This window comes from Aeromonas sp. FDAARGOS 1408, assembly GCF_019048665.1.
GTDB lineage: Bacteria > Pseudomonadota > Gammaproteobacteria > Enterobacterales > Aeromonadaceae > Aeromonas > Aeromonas dhakensis.
The window spans coordinates 673,276-691,565 of the sequence record NZ_CP077394.1; the positions used below are offsets into that span (position 1 = coordinate 673,276).

Sequence of the window (18,290 nt, forward strand, 5' to 3'; positions counted from 1 at the left end):
AGCCCTGACAAAAATGCCGCCCTCGAGGCGGCATTTTTTATCCATCATATATCCAATTAATTTAATTAAATTTGGCTAATTGTGCTCTCACCAAGGCTTTTCACGAAAATACCTTGGCAAGCCGAATCAATCCTCAGAAAATTCCGACCGCTAAAATTAGCAGTACCCCTCGCATGATGCGCACAGTGAGACAAGCATGAGTCAAATCACTCCCAAGGCCAGAGATGGCTTTACCAGCAAATTCGGCGTCCTTGCCGCCACCCTGGGCTCAGCCGTCGGGCTGGGAAATATCTGGAAGTTTCCCTACCTGACGGGCGAAAACGGCGGTGCCGGTTTCCTGCTGGTCTATGTCATCGCCACCCTGCTGGTCGGCCTGCCGGTGATGATCTCGGAGATCATGCTGGGCCGCAGAGGCAAGTCCGACGCCGTCACCACCCTCAGCAAGCTGGCCCCCAAGGGGCAGCCCTGGTGGTTGATCGCCCTGATGGGGGTGCTGGCAGCCTTCCTTATCATGTCCTTCTACTCCGAAGTGGCGGCCTGGGTCTTTGCCTACATCTTCAAGGCCGTTGACGGCTCCATCCTGTCGACTGATCCCAAGGTGACCGGAGCGGCCTTCGGGGCGCTGATAAGCGACCCGCTGCAGAGCCTGCTCTGGCAGTGGCTGGTGCTGATCCTGATGGGCGGCATCCTGCTGATGGGGGTCTCCAAGGGGATCGAGGCGGTCACCAAGAAGCTGATGCCGGTGCTCTTCATCCTGCTGCTGGTCATCGGCATCCGCAGCCTGACCCTGCCCGGTGCCAGCCAGGGGCTGCACTTTCTGTTCTCGCCGGATCTCTCCAAGATCACCGCCGGGGTGGTGCTGACCGCTATGGGGCTCGCCTTCTTCAAACTCTCCATCGGCATGGGCTGCATGATGACCTATGGCAGCTACTTTCGGGATGATCAGAATATCCCGCTGACCACCTTCCGGGTGATGTGCGCCGATCTGTTCGTCTCCATGCTGGCCGGCATCGCCATCTTCCCGGCGGTATTCGCCTTCGGCTTTGAGCCCACCGCCGGCCCCTCCCTGCTGTTCATCACCATTCCGGCGGTGTTTGCCAGCATTCCGTTTGGTCATCTGTTCATGGTGCTGTTCTTCGTGCTCTCCGCCATCGCCGCCACCGGTGCCATGCTCTCCATCCTGGAAGTGCCGGTCTCGGTGGTCTCCGAACGATTCCACATGAGCCGCCCCAAGGCAACCCTGCTCAACCTGCTGGTGCTGGGGGCGGTGGGCTCCACCTGCGCGCTCTCCAACAGTTCGCTGGCGGAGGTACAGATCGCCGGCAAGACCTTCTTCGACCTGTTCGATTTCGTCTCCTCCAACGTATTGATGCCCCTTGGCGGCATCTTCCTCTGCCTGTTCGTGGGCTGGGTGTGGGGTTTCGAGCGGATGAAGGAGGCGCTGACCAACGGTGGCGAGCTGGAGTTGGCCATCCTCAAGCCGCTGTTCTTCATCATCCGTTACGTGTCGCCGCTGTTGATCCTGATCGTGATGCTCAAGGGATTGGGGCTGTTCTAGACCAGCCGTTTCCACAGTAAAAGAGCGCCGCAAGGCGCTCTTTTTATTGGTGATGCGGATCCGGTGAACCGTGCTAGATGAGGCCTAAGCGGGATAACTCTTCCTTGAGCTGATCGGCGTTGCGCTCGACGCAGGCTTCGCCTTCGTTGATGGCATCGCTGGCGCGGTGGAAATCCATGATGGAGAAGCTGCCAAGGCGCGGGCAGAGCTGGATCTCGGGCGGGTCGCCAGCCATCCGTGCCCGGGTGATGCGCTCCTGCATGATGTTGATGGAGCCGGTCATCACGCTCCACATGCCGGGTGTGTTGGGGCTGTCGCCCCGGTTGAACCACTGGCTGAAGCGGTTGCCGCCACTGGGTTCGTCCGGTTCATCGGTCCAGGGTTGGTGCATGTCGGCGTTGAGGTTGACGGCGATCACCACCTCGGCCCCCATGGCGCGGGCCAGCGAGATGGGCACCGGGTTGACCACGGCGCCGTCCACCAGCCAGCGATCGTCGACCCGGGTCGGGGTCAGGATGCCGGGCATGCCGCAGGAGGCGCGCACGCACTGGCGCAGCGGCCCCTGCTGCAGCCAGATCTCGCGACCGGTGTCGAGCTCGGTGGCGACACAGGCGAAGGGGAGCTGCAGGCTCTCGATGGCGGGATCCCCTAAGTGGTTGGCGGCGATGCCGAACACCTTTTCACCGCGAAACAGGCCGCCGGAGAGGGCCGGATCGAGCAGGCTGACCACCTGCAAGCGGCTGAAGCCGCGTACCCAGCTCTCCAGCTTGTCCAGTTCACCGGCGGCATAGGCGGCGCCGACAAAGCTGCCGATGGAGCATCCCGCCACCAGATCCGGTTTGACACCGAGCCGCTCCAGCGCCCGTATGATGCCGATATGTGCCCATCCACGGGCCGCGCCGCTGCCAAGAGCCAGTCCCACACGGGGTTTTCGTGCCACTTTGTCTCTCCGAACATGAGTGAGGGGATCAGCTTACCCGCAGTTGCCGGCGCCGTCATCCTGCCAGGGTTCACTGCGATTGCGCCCGTTGGCCTTGGCCTGGTAGAGCGCCACGTCGGCCCGCCTGATGACCTCCTGCAGCGGCGTCTCGGCGCTGCCGTGGTGATAGCCGAGGCTGATGGTGACAGCCAGCGCTGGCGCCAGCTCCTGCCAGGGGTGACTGGCGATGTGCTGGCGCAACCGCTCGGCCAGCTGGTCGAGTGGTTCGCCCCCTTTGGCCGCCAGCAGCAGAAACTCCTCGCCGCCCCAGCGGATCAGGGCATCTTCCCGCCGCAGCTGTTGCTGGCACAGGCGCACCAGCTGGATCAGTACCTGATCGCCCACCTCGTGGCCAAAGCGGTCGTTGACCTGCTTGAAGTGATCGCAGTCGAACATGATCACCCCGACGCTGCCCCTGCGCTGTTGATGGCGGCGCTCGAACTCGTCGAAGTAATGGCGGTTGAAGGCGCCGGTCAGGGCGTCGTGGTTGGAGAGGTAGTCCAGCTGCCGGTTCAGGCGGCGGGACTTGAGGTTGGCGAGCACGGCCCAGGCCATAAAGAAGAGGGCGATCAGGGTTGGTGCGGACTGACTGAGCAGGGCCCACAGCAGGGAAGGCAGGGGAACGCGATGGAGCAGGATTAGCTCGGTGTCAGGAATGGCGTGCTGGAACTGAAACGCTCCCTGGTGCCAGCGATAGCCAGCCTGCGTCGCCATCGGCTTTGGGCGCAGACCTGCCTCCTTCACGCTGCTGGCCAGGATCTGTTGATGCTGGTTGACCAGAAACAGGGTGCCCATCTCGGGGGTGGACTCTCGCAGCAGCTGTTCCAGCCGGGAGAGCAGCACGTCGATGCTGATGACCCCCACCAGCACCTGATCCTTCACGATGGGCTGTGACAGGGTGATCATCTGCCCCGCCCCGGCAAAGTCCTCGTAGGGGCGCGAGACAGTGGCGCGCAGGCTCTTCTCTTTCTGTTTCAAGGCGTCCTGCCAGTAGGACTTGAGATAGATGCTGCGCTGAAAATGGAACTGGCTGGAGGGAACCCAGGGGTAGAGGTAGAGGAAGTTATCGACCCCGGTGAAGTAGATCCAGCCGACCTTGTCCCCCAGCAGCTTGCTGGCGGTGGAGAGCAGGGGGGAGAGGCTCAGTGCCAGGTGCAGTCTGGCGGCCCGCTCGCTGCCGGGGGCTGGCAGTGATCCCAGCCCGGTCAGGTTGCCGCTCAGCCCCTTGGGCAGGTCGGCGGGCACCCGATCCAGCGCAAAACCCTGGTCGCCATTCTCCCGCAGGGCGCCGTAGAGCTGGAGAGTGAGGGCGGATTGCGGGTTGCTGCGCAGCCGCTCTTCTGCCTGACCGCGCATGGCCTCGAGAAAGGTTTCCATCTGTTGAAACTGGGATTTCAGGCGGGAGGCGGTGCTGAGGGTGTCGCTCTGATAATGGTCGGTGACCTGGGTCAGGGTCAGCTTGAGAGTGATGGCAAGCAGCAGGGCGACGAAGGCGCAGAGCAGCCATTGCAGGCGATAGGTAACAAAATGGGGTCTGGGTTCTGGCATAGGCGTTAGGCGGGATCCGGACAGGTTCGGAGCATCAGTTTAGGGCACAATCGTGAAGCCCGTCTTCTGCTACTGCTATTTCAATCAAATATCGCCGTTTCTGTTACGTTTTGTCACATTTATACATAGTCACGGCATAGTCAGGGGGTAACATGGTGACCATCATTGATGAAGTGCCCTCTTTTCTCTTAATTTCATGGATTGCTTGATGAAAATGCGTACTTGGCTGGTGCTTGCCTGCCTCTCTCTGCTGATTTCCGCCGGCTGGTATTACCGCCACTCTGCCCCTGCCGGCAAACCCCAGCCACGTCAGGTCAACATCCGGGCGCAGACGGTCAGCCAGAGCCTGGCAGAACCCTCCATCAAGCTGGTGAGCAAGCTGGCCGCCAACCGCTCCGTGGTGATCAGCCCCGAGGTAACCGGCCGCATCGTCAAGATAGCGGTGCGCTCCGGCCAGCAGGTCAAGCAGGGGGACGTGCTGATCGCCCTCGACGCCGGCAAGCAGCAGGCCGAGCTGGCCGAGCAGAGCGCCAGCGTGCGCGACGAGACCCGCAAGCTGCGGGACATGCGCCGGCTGGTGGCGCGCGGCGCCATCACCACCTCCGAGCTGGAGGGGCAGGAGGCCACGGTCGCCCAGGCTCAGGCCCGCGCCGATGCCGCCAAGTACGAGCTTTCCCTGCGCACCCTGCTGGCGCCGTTCGACGGTTCGGTCAGCCTCATCGATCTGAGCGAAGGGGCCCTGGTCAACAGCGGCGATACCCTGCTCCACCTGGACGAGCTGGCCAAGCTGCGGCTCGATCTGGCGGTGCCCGAGCGCTACCTCTCGCTGCTGCGCCCCGGCATGGCGGTGACTGCGACCAGTTCGGCCTGGCCGGATCAATCTTTTCGCGGCGTGCTGGAGACGCTGGACAGCCGCGTCTCCAATGATACCCAGAACATCAAGGCGCGGGTGATCATCCCCAATCCTGACGGCCAGCTGCGCCCCGGCATGCTGCTCAACGTCGAGCTCTCCCTGCCGCCGCAGAAGATGACCCTGATCCCCGCCCAGTCGGTGGAGTATGCCGGCGAGCAGCGCTTCGTCTATCGTCTCGAACCCAATGGCAAGGTCAAGCGGGTGCCGGTGGTGCTGGGGGATACCCATGGCGAAGAGGTGTGGGTGACCGAAGGGCTCAAGGTGGGCGATCGCATCGTGGTCGAGGGGCTGGTCAACCTGCGTGACGGCGTCAGCGTGCACGATCTGGCGGAGGTCAAAGGCTGATGTGGCTCTCCGATATTTCCGTGCGCCGCCCGCTGGTGGCGGTGGTGCTGAGCGCGCTGCTCACCGTGTTCGGTCTGGTGGCGTTTTCCAAGCTGACGGTGCGGGAGATGCCGGACGTGCAGACCCCGTCCGTCTCCATCACCACCATGTACGAGGGGGCCGCCCCCGCCGTCATGGAGAGCCAGGTCACCAAGCCCATCGAGGATCAGCTCTCCGGCATCAGCGGCATCAAGAACATCAACTCGGTGACCCGCAAGGGACGCTCTGTCATCACGGTGGAGTTCAAGCTCGGCTGGAACATGGTGGAGGGGATCTCCGATGTGCGCGACGCCATCTCCCGCGCCCGTCCCAAGCTGCCGGACGAAGTGGATGAACCCCTGGTCACCAAGGACAACGGCAACGGCGACGTGGCGGTCTGGCTCAACTTCAGCAGCACCCAGATGGACCGCACCGCCATGACCGATTATGCCAACCGGGTATTGGTGGATCCCCTGAGTTTGGTGGACGGGGTGAGCGAGGTGTCCCTCTCCGGCGATCTGACCCAGGTGATGTATGTGCGACTGCGCCCGGCCGACATGGCGGCGCGCGGCGTCACGGTGGCGGACGTGCAGGACGCCCTCAAGCGCGAGAACATCGAGCTGCCGGGGGGGGAGATCCGCAACAACAGTATGACCATGGCGGTACAGATTGCCCGGCTCTATCACACCGCCGCCGATTTCCAGGCGCTGCAGGTGCGCACCGCCGCCAACGGCCAGAGCATCTATCTGGCTGACATCGCCGATGTGGAGGTGGGTGCCAAGAACGAAGACAGCGCCTACCAGCGCAACGGCCGCGAGAGCTTGGGGATAGGCATCGTAGCCCAGTCCACCGCCAACCCGCTGGCGGTGGCGCAGGGGGTCGAGAAGAAGATGGCCGAGATGCAGCGATTCCTGCCGGAGGGGGCAACGCTGGAGGTCGACTACGACTCCACCATCTTCATCAAGCAGGCCATCGACGAGGTGTACGAGACCCTGGCCATCTGCGCCGTGCTGGTAGTGGCCGTGCTCTACCTGTTCCTGGGGCAGGGGCGTACCACCCTCATTCCGGCCATCACGGTGCCGGTCTCCCTCATCTCCGCCTTTATCGGCGCCTGGTATCTGGGCTTTTCCATCAACCTCATCACCCTGTTGGCGCTCATTCTTGCCATCGGTCTAGTAGTGGATGATGCCATCGTGGTGGTGGAGAACATTCACCACCATCTGCAGCGCGGCGAGCCGCCCCTGCTGGCGGCCTGGCACGGTACCCGCGAGGTGGGCTTTGCGGTCATTGCCACCACCGCCGTACTGGTGATGGTGTTCGTGCCCATCGCTTTCATGGATGGCATGGTGGGCCGGCTCTTTACCGAGTTCGCCATCCTGCTATCCCTGGCGGTGCTCTTCTCGTCGCTGATCGCGCTCACCTTGACCCCGGCCATGGGCTCCTGGCTGATGCGCTCGGTGGATAGACCCAACCGGCTGACGGCGGCGCTCGATCGTGGCCTCGGCTGGGTGGAGAAGCACTATCGCACTCTGCTCGGCGCCGTGCTGCGCCACTCGCGCTGGACCCCGCTGGTGCTGGTGCTCTGCCTGGGCGGCATCGGCGCCCTGTTTGCCCAGCTGCCCACCAGCCTGACCCCGACCGAGGATCGGGGCGTGCTCTACGTGTTCGTCAAGGGGGCCGAGGGCACCAGCATCGAGCGGATGAAGCGCAACATGCAGCAGGTGGAGGCGGCCATCATGCCACTGCTTGGCAAGGGGGTGGTGCAGGCCATGAGCTTCAGCACCCCGGCCTTCGGCCGCGGCGGCGATCAGACCGGCATGGCCATCATCCAGCTCACCGACTGGGCCGAGCGGGATGAGACCGCCACCGAGTTTGCCAAGTCCCTGAGCGGGCGGCTGGCCGGTATTCCGGACGTGATGATCCGCACTTTCCCGCCGGGCTTTCGCGGTGGCTCCACCGCGGCGGTGCAGTTCGTGCTGCAGGGCTCCGATTATGCCGAGCTCTATCAGCAGGGGCTGGCTCTGAAAGAGGCGGCAGCCCAGAGCGGTCTGATGGAGACGCCGGATCTCGACTACGCCGAGAAGACCCCGGAGCTGCAGGTGACCATAGAGCGGGATCGGGCCAACCAGCTCGGCATCCCGGTCTCCACCGTCGCGAGCTCCCTGCAGGCCCTGCTCGGCGGCATCAGCCAGACCACCTATGTGGACAGAGGGGAGGAGTACGACGTCTATCTGCGTGCCAACCAGCGCGACTTCAACGGCGTCTCCGACTTGAGCCGCATCTACCTCAAGGCGGCCAACGGCGAGATGGTGACCCTCTCGACCCTGGCCACCGTCAAGCAGGTGGCGAGCCCGCAGCGCCTCAACCACTACCAGCGCCAGAAGGCGGTGACCCTGACGGCGGATCTGGCGCCGGGCCACACCCTGGGCGAGGCGCTGGATTACCTGGACGGCTGGGCCAATGCCAACCTGCCAAACGGCATGACGGTGGATTATGCCGGCGAGTCCAAGGACTATCGCGACAACCAGGGCGAGATGGTGATGGTGTTCGCTCTGGCCCTGCTGGTGGTCTATCTGGTGCTGGTGGCCCAGTTCGAGAGCATGCTGACCCCGGCGGTGGTGATGGTGACAGTGCCACTCGGCATCTTCGGCGGCCTGCTCGGCCTCTGGCTGACGGGGCAGGAGATGAGCATCTACAGCCAGATCGGCATGATCATGCTGATCGGCATGGTGACCAAGAACGGCATCCTGATCGTCGAGTTCATCAACCAGCTGCGCCAGCGTGGCGAAGGGTTTGACGAGGCGATCGTCGCAGGCTCGGTGCGCCGCTTGCGCCCCATTCTGATGACCTCGCTCACCGCCATCATAGGGGCTGTGCCGCTGATGCTCTCCATGGGGGCCGGCTACGAGAGCCGGATGTCGGTGGGGACCGTGGTCTTCTTCGGCTTGTCTCTCGCGACCCTGGTGACCCTGCTGCTGGTGCCCGCCATCTACCATCTGCTGGCCAAGCGGGCCGGCATGACCGGCGCGCGGGATCAACAGGTGGACGAGGCGCTGGCCGCCAGCGAGGGCGCCTCGCAGCAGGACAAACCGGCCGCCTGATGCGGCCCCCCATATAGGGGCAGAGGCTGGCAAGCAAATGGCTGCGGGTTAATATGTAGCCAGTTTGATACTCGAGGTGAGTCATGTTGCCATCAGCCATTTATGAGCCGCTGCCCTTTGCCTACATGGGCAGCGGTTTGCTTTTGTTGGGGATTGCCGATCAGCCGGGGCTGTTGCTGGCCGGGTTGGCACTCTATCTGGCCGGTTCGCTGGCCTGGTTTCGGCGCGGCGCCTATCGCCGCCCAGACAAGCACCGGCTGGTGCGAAAGCAGGGCTGGCCGCTGTGGCTCTACGAGAGCCGACCGTTTGCGCTGATCCTGCTGGGCCTGCTGATGCTACGCCTGGCCACCCACCCGGTGTTCCTGGCGCCCGCCCTGGTCTGGTGCCTGCTGGGGGGTTATCAGCTGCTGCAGCGTCACTACAACCGTATCGTGCTGGCCCGCGCCCTGGCCTGAGCCGACCATTAACCTGCACTTTTCAGGCGAGCCCTGCTGGCTCGCCTTTTCCGCATCTATCGTAGGGGTAAAAAGCCGTCGCCCCCGCCTTGCTCTGCCGGTATAATGCGCGACCCGAATTGTTCCAGGTGGTCAAAATGCAGCCGGTTACCAACCTCTTCTCCTATCCCCGTTACTGGGCCGAGTGCTACGGCACGGCGCCCTTCCTGCCCATGTCCCGCGCGGAGATGGACAAGCTCGGCTGGGACAGCTGCGACATCGTGCTGGTGACAGGCGACGCCTACGTGGATCACCCGAGCTTCGGCATGGCGGTCATTGGCCGCATGCTCGAATCCCAGGGTTTTCGGGTCGGCATCATCGCCCAGCCGGACTGGTCATCGAAGGATGACTTCATGCGCCTGGGCAAGCCGAACCTCTTCTACGGGGTGACCGCGGGCAATATGGACTCCATGATCAACCGCTACACCGCCGACAAGAAGCTGCGCCACGACGACGCCTACACCCCGGGGGATGTGGGCGGCAAGCGGCCGGATCGCGCCACCCTGGTCTATACCCAGCGCTGCAAGGAGGCCTATAAAGAGGTCCCCGTGGTCATCGGCGGCATCGAGGCATCCCTGCGCCGCATCGCCCATTACGACTACTGGTCCGAGACCATCCGCCGCTCGATCCTCATCGACGCCAAGGCCGACATCCTCATCTACGGCAACGCCGAGCGGCCGCTGATCGAGGTGGCTCACCGCATCGCAGGCGGTGAGACCATCGACACCATGCAGGACATTCGCGGCACCGCGGTGATCCGCAAGGAGCCGCTGCCGGGTTGGCGCGGGGTGGATTCGAGCAAGCTCGACCAGATTGGCCGCATCGATCCCATCCCCAACCCCTATATGGAAGGGGCACCCTGCAGCGACGACGAGGGCACAGCGCCGGTGGAGCAGGAGGCCAAGCCCATCCTGGTGCAGCCGCCTAAGCAAAAACCCTGGGAGCTGACCTACGTCAAGCTGCCGGCGTTCGAGCGGGTGAAGGAAGACAAGGTGCTCTACGCCCATGCGTCGCGGATCCTGCACCACGAGACCAACCCGGGCTGCGCCCGCGCCCTCTCCCAGGCCCACGGCGATCGCATCATCTGGGTCAACCCGCCTGCCTTCCCGCTCGAAACCGACGAGATGGACGGGGTGTTCGGCCTGCCGTACCAGCGGGTGCCGCATCCGGCCTATGGCAACGAGAAGATCCCGGCCTACGACATGATCAAGACCTCGGTCAACATCATGCGCGGTTGCTTCGGTGGCTGCTCCTTCTGCTCCATCACCGAGCACGAGGGGCGCATCATCCAGAGCCGCTCGGAAGAGTCGATCCTCAAAGAAATCGAAGAGATCCGCGACAAGGTGCCGGGCTTTACCGGCGTCATCTCGGATCTGGGCGGCCCCACTGCCAACATGTACAAGCTCCGCTGCAAGAGCCCCAAGGCAGAGCAGACCTGTCGGCGCGCCTCCTGCGTCTGGCCGACCATCTGCCCGCACATGGACACCGACCACAGCCCGACCATCAACCTCTATCGCAAGGCGCGCGACCTCAAGGGCATCAAGAAGATCCTGATCGCCTCCGGGGTGCGTTACGACATCGCGGTGGAAGATCCGCGCTACATCAAGGAGCTGGCCAAGTACCACGTCGGCGGCTACCTCAAGATCGCGCCGGAACACACCGAGGAGGGCCCGCTCTCCAAGATGATGAAGCCGGGCATGGGCAGCTATTACAGCTTCAAGGAGCTGTTCGACAAGTACTCCAAAGAGGCGGGCAAGCAGCAGTACCTGATCCCCTACTTCATCTCCGCCCACCCGGGCACCACGGATGAAGACATGGTGAACATGGCGCTCTGGATCAAGTCCAACCGCTTCAAGCTCGATCAGGTGCAGAACTTCTACCCGTCGCCGCTCGCGAACGCCACCACCATGTATTACACCGAGAAAAACCCGCTCAACAAGGTGAGCCGCCAGGGCGGGGACGTGTTCGTGGTGAAAGGGGAGCGTCGCCGTCGCCTGCACAAGGCGCTGCTGCGCTATCACGATCCGGCCGGCTGGCCGATGATCCGCGAAGCCCTGCTGGAGATGGGCAAGGGCCACCTGATCGGTAACGGTCCCGACTGCCTGGTGCCGCCGGAAGGCCGTGGCGAAGCCAAGGCAGAACGCAGCCGCAGCAAGGGCCTCAAGCCCGCGTTGACCCGCCACAGTGCCATCACCCATCAGCGCAGCAACGGGGCGGGCAACAAGGCTGCCCGCAGCGAGGCCGGTGCAGGCAATGCCCCGGCAGCCAGCAGAAATGGCGGCAAGGCGGGCAATGGCAAACCGGTGGGCTCCGAGCTCAAGTTGGGTAAAGGGAACGGCAAACCCGCCGCACAAGGCGCAGGCCAGAGTGCTGGTAAGAGCAAACCGGCTCACAAGGGCAAGGCCCCGACCCGCGCAGGCTCAGTCAAGCCGGGCGCCAAACCTGCCACTCAAGGCGGCAAGTCTGCGGCCAAAGGTAATGGTGCCAAGCGACCGGCGCGGTGATATTTGCTGATTAGCAAAGCGATAGAAATAAAAAGGCGACCAGTTGGTCGCCTTTTTATTGCCAATGCATATGGAAGTGGTGTTCGTCTGACAACCTATCTCAGGAGGGAGTAGTCATACGGCTTCACACCGGATAATAAAACGGTACACCTCGTTGCAATTCCATAATTCCAGCGCACAACGACAGTTGCTTCAATGGAGGATGAAGAGCTTTCACGCCGTACGTTGTGTGTTATTTTGGCCAGCGTTGGCAGTCAGTGAACGGGTAAAGGCAATGGGAAATTCAGCATTTATGCATCGTTTTGACGCATTGGGCGGGCTTGAGCTGCTTGTCGCGGACTTCTCGGATCATCGATTTGATGTGCATTGGCATGATACCTGGTCGATAGGTGTGGTTCTGCGCGGCGCCAATAACAACAGTGCCAAAGGCGATGACGACGGCATCATCAGCCGTGGGGAAATCAGCATCATAGCGCCGGGGCAGATGCATGCCGGGACTGTGCTGGGCGAAGAGGGGTGCCATTACTTCATGTTTTATCCCAGCCATGAGATGTTGCTTGGCGCGGCGGATAACATGGAGATGCCTTTGCCGCCGATAGTGCAGGGAAAACAGGTCGAACATGTGCTTTTAGCGAGCCGGTTGCATGAGGCCGCAACGGTATTGACCGCTGCACACTCAACTCATTTTGATCGGGACGTGGTATGGAGCCATTGTGTGGCGGATCTGCTCCAACTATGTTCCCCGCAGCGAGCGCCACGGCTCGACGCCAGCATTGCGCCGGGGTTGCACAGGGCGAAAGAGTACCTGCACGACAACCAGACCCGGGAGGTACGTCTGGATAAACTGGCGCAGGCCGCCGGTCTGTCCAAGTTTCACCTTTGCCGCCAATTCTCGGCAACGTTCGGTTTGTCGCCGAACCGCTATCAGCGGCAGCTCCGTTTGCTGCAGGCTAAGGGGCTGTTATCCAAAGGCGGTGACCTTGCCGAAATTGCCATTGCCTGCGGGTTTGCCGATCAGTCGCACTTGGGCAGGGCGTTCAAGTCGACTTATGGCGTGACCCCGCGCGGCTATCGCGACCGGTGCATTTGAGCAATATCATTCTATCTCGCCGAATGACAGAGGCCGATAATGCGCCTTTTTAACGAAGCGAGAAAACCATGGTCATCGAATTATCCACGCTGGGTTTATTTGCCCTTTCGGCCGCCGTATTAACGTTAATCCCTGGTGCCGATATGCTTTGCGCATTGTCCAATGCCGTCAGCCAGGGAACGAAAGCGGGGCTGATCACCGTATTGGGGGCTGTCACCGGGGTGATATGTCATATCGGTCTTGCGATTGCCGGTGTGACGGCATTGATCGCCTCTTCACCGCTACTCTATGAGTTGTTTGTCATCGGTGGTGCCTTGTACATCATGTGGGTAGGGTTTGGTATTTTGACCCAGGCAAATGTGATTGGCCTGGACAACCATCGAGAGTGGAAAAGTCGAAAAAGACTTTATTCGCAAGGATTGCTGACTAACTTGCTTAATCCGAAGGCCATTATTTTTATGCTGGCCTTTATTCCTCAATTTATTCGGGTGGAGGCGGGCAGTCCGGGCATACAGATGCTGATATTAGGCATGGCACTCATCGCCATTATGTTTCTTATTGAAGTCCCCTTGGTCTTTCTGGCCGGAAAAATAGCATTGAGTATAAAGCAACATCCGAGCATCGGAATTTATATTAATAAATGCTTTGGTGGCATCATCTTGTGCTTGGCCTGTACCATTTTGGCTACGCGCTTACTCTAATGTCTTCAGTTAATTTTCTGGCAAGGTTGTTCGATCGATAAAGTTTTATGTCCGCACCGCTATGCAGTGCGGTGAGAAATACCAGTAATCTCCTGCTGTGTTTCACTGACACTGAGGAGAATGACTAATGAAACTTTTTGAAGATAAAGTTGCTCTGGTGACGGGCAGTTCAAAAGGGATTGGCGCAGCCATTGCCAGACGTCTGGCAGCGGAGGGGGCCGTGGTGTTCATTAACTATTCCCGTGGGCGTGAGGATGCCAATCGGCTGGTGAAAGAAATAAATGAGCAGGGTGGCATTGCTTTTCCGCTGCAAGCCAATATTGGCATTGAAGCCGAAGTAAATGAGCTGATTCAAAATATCGTCAAGTTGTACGGGCGAATAGACGTTCTGGTCAATAACGCCGGGGTCTATGCAACCAATAACCTGGCAGCATTCAGCGACGCTGAATATGAAAGGCACTTCAATATAAATGTCAAAGGGTTGATCTATTGCTGCAAGGCGGCGGTCGCCGCCATGCCTGAATCGGGCGGCAGCATCGTCAATATCAGTTCCAGCGTGACCTCTTTTACGCCGGCCAATTCACTGGTTTATACCGCGTCAAAGGCCGCCGTGGATGCGATCACCAAGACGCTGGCCAATGAGCTTGGTGGACGCAAGATCCGGGTCAATGCCGTCAATCCAGGCTTAGTTATCACGGAAGGCGTGCATGAAAGCGGTTTTTTCGACGCCGCTTTTAAGACACATATTGAATCCATTACCCCGCTAGGACGCATCGGCACACCGGAAGATATTGCACCGGCAGTCGCTTATCTCGCCTCGGATGAGGCGAGCTGGGTGACCGGCGAGAGTCTGATCGTCGGCGGCGGTTTACATTAATTTTGCAATGAATGGAGCAGAGATGACTTTAGATAAAGCCTACGGGCCACTGATTAACGGCATATTCGAGCTGGATGGCGTAGATATTCATCCTGTCACTTCCCCCTCGACCGGGGAGATCCTGGCAGAGTTGCACTACTGCAATGAACGGGATGTCGAGCGTGCCGTCCTGGCAGCGGAAGCGGCTTTTCCCGCCTGGAAAGCGTTAGGACAACAGGTCCGTGCGAGCCTGGTGCTGCAACTGGCGGATGTGTTGGAAAACGACCTGGAAAGAATGGCGCAAATCGATGCGCTGGATGTGGGCCGCTGCATCAGCGAAGTGCGTCGTGATTATCAAACAGCGGTCAGACATTATCGCTATTTCGCCGCGGTAGTCATGGGTCACGAAGACAGCGGCAGAAGCATCGCGGACGGCTACAGTCTGGCTAAACGCGAACCGCTTGGCGTCTGCGGGCAGATTATCCCCTGGAATGCGCCGGCGATCATGGCGGCATTCAAGTTGGCTCCGGCACTGGTGACCGGTAACACAGTGGTACTGAAGGCCGATGAAAACGCCTCTCTCTCTATGCTGGAGCTGGGCAAGATGATCGCCAACATTTTCCCTGCCGGTGTCGTCAACATCATTACCGGTCTGGGGCACGTGGCAGGGGCGGCGCTCACCGGCAACCGGAAGGTGCGCAAACTCTCGTTCACCGGCAGCACTGAGGTGGGCAAGCTCGTTGCAAAGGCCGCAGCGGAGCGGCTGGTGCCCGTCACGTTGGAGTTGGGTGGCAAGAGCCCCAACATTGTGTTCCCGGATATCGAGGACATGGATGCGGTGGTGGATAACGTGACGTTTGCCGCCATTCACAATAACGGCCAGTCTTGCCTGGCGGGTACCCGGCTGTTCGTCCACGCGGATATTTACGACTGTTTCAGCACCAGGTTGGTGGCATCTTTTGAACGGGTGCGCATCGGTTCACCGCTGGCCGAACAGTCCCGGATCAGCTGTCTGGTTTCTGAAAAGCAGGGCGAGCGGGTGCTGGCTTATATACAAACCGGTCTTGAGGAGGGGGCAACCCTGCTTACTGGCGGCAAACGCCGTGTAGTGACCGGCTGCGAGCACGGCTACTTCATTGAGCCGACGATTTTCGCCGCGAAAAATGACATGCGCATTTGTCAGGAAGAGATCTTCGGGCCGGTGCTGACGCTGATCAAATGGTCAGACTACGACGAGATGATCACCCAGGCGAACGACAGCGAATATGGTCTGGCGTCGGGGATCTACACTCGCAGTCTGAAAAACGCCATGGAGACCGCAGACAGGCTGGAGGCTGGGTCCGTATGGATTAACCGCTACTCGAACATTAGCGATGGCACAGCGTTTGGCGGTTACAAGAACAGCGGGATTGGCCGCGAATTTTGCAAAGAAACGCTCAATGCCTACACGCAAATAAAAACCATCACGCTGCAAACGGAGCTGCCCGCAGCCTGGTTTGCAGAGCAAGGATAATACGGGCACAGGGACGTGCCTCTTTGGGTCGCGTCAGGAGGTATGGTTGCCGATATAACGTTTTGGCGAGGTACCCATACATTTCTTGAACGCGGTGCTGAAGGCACTTTCCGATTCATATCCCAGGTCAAAGGCGATCTGGGATATTTTTTCTTTATTGGCGACCATGCGCTCGATGGCCAGGCTAAAACGCCAGATGCGGATGTATTCGTTGACGCTGTAGCCGGCCAGCTTTCTGAACTTGCTGGTAAAGGCGGTGCGTGACATGCCGGCAATGCTGGCGAGTTCGTCCAGGCGCCATCTCCTGCCAGGCTGATCGTGTATGCTGGTCAGCGCCAGGCTGATATGTTTGTCCGCCATGGCGTAAAACCAGCCTTCGCCGTGGCCAAGTGCGCCGGAAGAGAGCAGCACGCGTAGTGCCTGGGTCAAAATGATCTGCAGGAGATGCTCGGTGATGAGCGCACTGCCCGGGCCGGGCTTTTCGATCTCTGATGAGAGGTTGTTCAAGAAATCCTTTATGCCGGCATTTTCCTCCCGCTGCGTTTTGATCACGATGGGGTCTGGCAAACTGCTGATAAAGCGGAAGGTATCGTTGAACTGAAATTCGAAGCGGCAACCCACGAATGAAAAATCGCACCCACCGTTGCTGAAGCAGGAAGATCTGTCTTTCATTACGTGAATTTTTCTTATATCGATAGTGGGGGCGTTGGGGTTATCAAAGATGCTGAATTCTCGGCCGCTTGACAATATCAATATATCCCCTTTCTCAAGGGCATAACTGTTTTCACTCCCCGCCATTTTGATGAAAAAAGATCCGCTCTTGGCGATATATATTTTCATCCCAGAGTAATCTGGAAATTGTGCATTGGTGTTAGCGGCCATGTCAAACGTGACGATTTTCTGGCTGCTTATTTTTAATCTTGAAACGATGTCGGATAACGGGTCCATTATTACCTGCTTGCCTGATGCATTTACTGTATAGGTTTATTGCTATCTGGATAAGCTTGCGCATTTCACCCAGCCGAGGTGAAAGTATTATGGATGAGACGTCAGCAGGTGTACAGATGATCCTTCCATCCAGGCTGAATGGCCATAACGTGAGAAAGAAAGGGGAACTTCTTTATGTGGAGAATGTATTTCTCGCAGACGGAGTTGATGGCGTTGTCATGAAATTAAGCCAAGAGTGAGCAGTAGCTGATCTTGGTGGAAAAGATGTTACATACGGGTTCTCTGGATCAGTTTGTTAAACGTAATTTTTTGGTAAATATCATGCCACTCTGTCGGAAGTGCTCTGGAATAAAATCTGGAACATTCATCATTTTTGCTGAACACGAGAGTGCATCATCCAGAGCCGCTCGGAAGAGTCAATTTTCAACGAGATCGAAGAGATCCGCGACAAGATGCCGGGCTCTACCGGTGTCATCTCTGATCTGGGTAACGCCACCGCGACATGTATAAGCTCCACTGCAAGAGCCCACAAAGTCGAACGCAGCCGCAACAAGGGCCTCGCCCGCCCTGACTCGCCATCACGCATCAGCGCAGCAATGGGGCTAACAAGGCCGCCCGCAGCGAGGCTGGCGCAGCCAATGCCCCGGCGGCCAGCAGAAACGGCGGCAAGGCGGGCAATGGCAAACCGGTGGGGTCTCAGCTCCAGAAAGGTTCGGGTAACGGCAAGTCTTCCGCACAGGGTGCTGGGCAGGGCGCCGCTCAGGGTAAACCGGCTGGCAAACCCGCCCACAAGGGCAAGGTCCCGACCCGCGCGGGTTCAGCCAAGCCAGGTGCTAAACCCGTCACTCAGGGTGGCAAGTCAGCCGCCAAAGGCGGGGCAGCCAAGCGACCAGCTCGGTGAGTTTTCCTGATTGGAAAGCGATAGAAATAAAAAAGGCGACCAAATGGTCGCCTTTTTTATTTAAGATAATCGTCTCTGTTAATTTATTAATAATGCTCACTCACAAGGGTTTTCATCACTGATTTTTGTAACGACTAGGTCTGAGTAAACAGATGAGCGAGATATGCTTGAGTCATCGTGCAACTCGATACCCGTGGCTTGTGTATCAACTTTTATTCTATCTAGATTTATATTTTTTAACTCTATCTCAAGACTTTTCCCAACATGCATTTTGACTCGTCCGGATGAATAAAAATCATCCATGACAGTTCTGTATTCATTATTGAAGTAACCTTTGTTCAACGCATTTCCACATACATATGTAGCTTCGTAATGGCGCTCATTTTTGAGGTTTTTTGGGTAACGAACTTCTCCATTGGAAAGCCACCAACCATTTTTATCTTTGTTTACCTCAATGACATAGTGTGCTCTACCATCCGAAAATTTTTTATAGAATGATTGCTCAGGTGTTTTATCAACGATATTTGTAACGTTACCTTCAAGTTCAATATATGTAATGGCATGGGCAGGGAAAATAATAGATAAAAAGAGTAATGGTATGTATCGCATGTTATATCCTTTTTAGAGCATTGCTATAGGCTAAATAAAATTTATTTTTTTTGATACTGGTATCTACCTAAATCGGTAGAGTTGAAGCATGTGATCATCCATTGATTACAATTTTACAGTGGATTGCTTTACTAATCAGTTTGTAATCAGTCGCCACAAAGAGGCTTCGTATGGATGTTATATTGTAAGTGCAGTAATAAAGATGAGAAAAA

13 protein-coding genes and 1 pseudogene are annotated in these 18,290 nt (G+C 58.9%); 10 read left to right on the forward strand and 4 right to left on the reverse strand.

Annotation, left to right across the window (positions count from 1 at the left end; genetic code table 11):
• The first annotated feature begins 196 nt into the window (after positions 1-196).
• Positions 197-1,558, forward strand: a complete 1,362-nt coding sequence (locus I6L38_RS03375; protein WP_201880465.1) for a sodium-dependent transporter — start codon at positions 197-199, stop codon at positions 1,556-1,558.
• A gap of 73 nt (positions 1,559-1,631) precedes the next feature.
• On the opposite strand, the gene I6L38_RS03380 is transcribed toward I6L38_RS03375, so the two are convergent.
• Both I6L38_RS03380 and I6L38_RS03385 read right to left on the reverse strand, forming a co-directional pair.
• Positions 1,632-2,498, reverse strand: coding sequence for a patatin-like phospholipase family protein (locus I6L38_RS03380; RefSeq protein ID WP_043170835.1), 867 nt, complete (start codon positions 2,496-2,498; stop codon positions 1,632-1,634).
• Positions 2,499-2,531: 33 nt separating this feature from the next.
• Complete coding sequence (locus I6L38_RS03385) at positions 2,532-4,085, reverse strand: diguanylate cyclase (protein WP_201885078.1); 1,554 nt, start codon at positions 4,083-4,085, stop codon at positions 2,532-2,534.
• Positions 4,086-4,293: 208 nt separating this feature from the next.
• Here I6L38_RS03385 and I6L38_RS03390 point away from each other — a divergent pair, with 208 nt between their 5' ends.
• From I6L38_RS03390 to I6L38_RS03425, 8 genes are all read left to right on the forward strand, one after another.
• Entirely contained in the window at positions 4,294-5,343 is a 1,050-nt protein-coding gene (locus tag I6L38_RS03390) for an efflux RND transporter periplasmic adaptor subunit (protein ID WP_005298612.1), read from the forward strand.
• Entirely contained in the window at positions 5,343-8,462 is a 3,120-nt protein-coding gene (locus I6L38_RS03395) for an efflux RND transporter permease subunit (RefSeq protein WP_216989138.1), read from the forward strand. Before I6L38_RS03390 ends, I6L38_RS03395 begins: the two co-directional genes overlap by 1 nt.
• Positions 8,463-8,545: 83 nt before the next feature.
• The gene (locus tag I6L38_RS03400; protein WP_005298618.1) at positions 8,546-8,917 is read left to right on the forward strand and encodes a hypothetical protein; all 372 of its coding nucleotides are present in this window, start codon (positions 8,546-8,548) and stop codon (positions 8,915-8,917) included.
• Between the two features lie 137 nt (positions 8,918-9,054).
• Positions 9,055-11,460, forward strand: coding sequence for a YgiQ family radical SAM protein (locus I6L38_RS03405; RefSeq protein ID WP_216989139.1), 2,406 nt, complete (start codon positions 9,055-9,057; stop codon positions 11,458-11,460).
• Positions 11,461-11,752: 292 nt separating this feature from the next.
• Complete coding sequence (locus I6L38_RS03410; protein WP_216989140.1) at positions 11,753-12,550, forward strand: AraC family transcriptional regulator; 798 nt, start codon at positions 11,753-11,755, stop codon at positions 12,548-12,550.
• 68 nt (positions 12,551-12,618) lie between these two features.
• Positions 12,619-13,251 (forward strand): LysE family translocator, encoded by a 633-nt coding sequence (locus I6L38_RS03415; protein ID WP_216989141.1) that lies wholly within the window; start codon positions 12,619-12,621, stop codon positions 13,249-13,251.
• A 127-nt stretch (positions 13,252-13,378) separates the two neighbouring features.
• Positions 13,379-14,128: an SDR family NAD(P)-dependent oxidoreductase gene (locus I6L38_RS03420; protein ID WP_216989142.1), complete on the forward strand. Its 750-nt coding sequence runs from the start codon at positions 13,379-13,381 to the stop codon at positions 14,126-14,128.
• Between the two features lie 22 nt (positions 14,129-14,150).
• A complete protein-coding gene (locus I6L38_RS03425; RefSeq protein ID WP_216989143.1) occupies positions 14,151-15,620 on the forward strand; it encodes an aldehyde dehydrogenase in 1,470 nt (489 codons plus the stop codon).
• Positions 15,621-15,653: 33 nt separating this feature from the next.
• Here I6L38_RS03425 and I6L38_RS03430 read toward each other — a convergent pair whose 3' ends face one another.
• Positions 15,654-16,568 (reverse strand): AraC family transcriptional regulator, encoded by a 915-nt coding sequence (locus tag I6L38_RS03430; RefSeq protein ID WP_216989144.1) that lies wholly within the window; start codon positions 16,566-16,568, stop codon positions 15,654-15,656.
• Between the two features lie 661 nt (positions 16,569-17,229).
• Here I6L38_RS03430 and I6L38_RS22570 point away from each other — a divergent pair.
• Positions 17,230-17,469: pseudogene (locus I6L38_RS22570) on the forward strand (YgiQ family radical SAM protein); the annotation flags it as partial.
• Positions 17,470-17,565: 96 nt separating this feature from the next.
• On the opposite strand, the gene I6L38_RS03435 reads toward I6L38_RS22570, so the two are convergent.
• Positions 17,566-18,078 (reverse strand): hypothetical protein, encoded by a 513-nt coding sequence (locus tag I6L38_RS03435; protein ID WP_216989145.1) that lies wholly within the window; start codon positions 18,076-18,078, stop codon positions 17,566-17,568.
• Between the last annotated feature and the right edge of the window lie 212 nt (positions 18,079-18,290).

What these genes read in the sequence shown, in the direction of transcription:
- I6L38_RS03420 (WP_216989142.1), top strand. Translation starts at nt 13,379, where the DNA reads ATGAAACTTTTTGAAGATAAAGTTGCTCTGGTGACGGGCAGTTCAAAA.
- I6L38_RS03390 (WP_005298612.1), top strand. Translation starts at nt 4,294, where the DNA reads ATGAAAATGCGTACTTGGCTGGTGCTTGCCTGCCTCTCTCTGCTGATT.
- I6L38_RS03405 (WP_216989139.1), top strand. Translation starts at nt 9,055, where the DNA reads ATGCAGCCGGTTACCAACCTCTTCTCCTATCCCCGTTACTGGGCCGAG.
- I6L38_RS03395 (WP_216989138.1), top strand. Translation starts at nt 5,343, where the DNA reads ATGTGGCTCTCCGATATTTCCGTGCGCCGCCCGCTGGTGGCGGTGGTG.
- I6L38_RS03385 (WP_201885078.1), bottom strand. Translation starts at nt 4,085, where the DNA reads ATGCCAGAACCCAGACCCCATTTTGTTACCTATCGCCTGCAATGGCTG.
- I6L38_RS03430 (WP_216989144.1), bottom strand. Translation starts at nt 16,568, where the DNA reads ATGGACCCGTTATCCGACATCGTTTCAAGATTAAAAATAAGCAGCCAG.
- I6L38_RS03435 (WP_216989145.1), bottom strand. Translation starts at nt 18,078, where the DNA reads ATGCGATACATACCATTACTCTTTTTATCTATTATTTTCCCTGCCCAT.
- I6L38_RS03410 (WP_216989140.1), top strand. Translation starts at nt 11,753, where the DNA reads ATGCATCGTTTTGACGCATTGGGCGGGCTTGAGCTGCTTGTCGCGGAC.
- I6L38_RS03415 (WP_216989141.1), top strand. Translation starts at nt 12,619, where the DNA reads ATGGTCATCGAATTATCCACGCTGGGTTTATTTGCCCTTTCGGCCGCC.
- I6L38_RS03425 (WP_216989143.1), top strand. Translation starts at nt 14,151, where the DNA reads ATGACTTTAGATAAAGCCTACGGGCCACTGATTAACGGCATATTCGAG.
- I6L38_RS03375 (WP_201880465.1), top strand. Translation starts at nt 197, where the DNA reads ATGAGTCAAATCACTCCCAAGGCCAGAGATGGCTTTACCAGCAAATTC.
- I6L38_RS03400 (WP_005298618.1), top strand. Translation starts at nt 8,546, where the DNA reads ATGTTGCCATCAGCCATTTATGAGCCGCTGCCCTTTGCCTACATGGGC.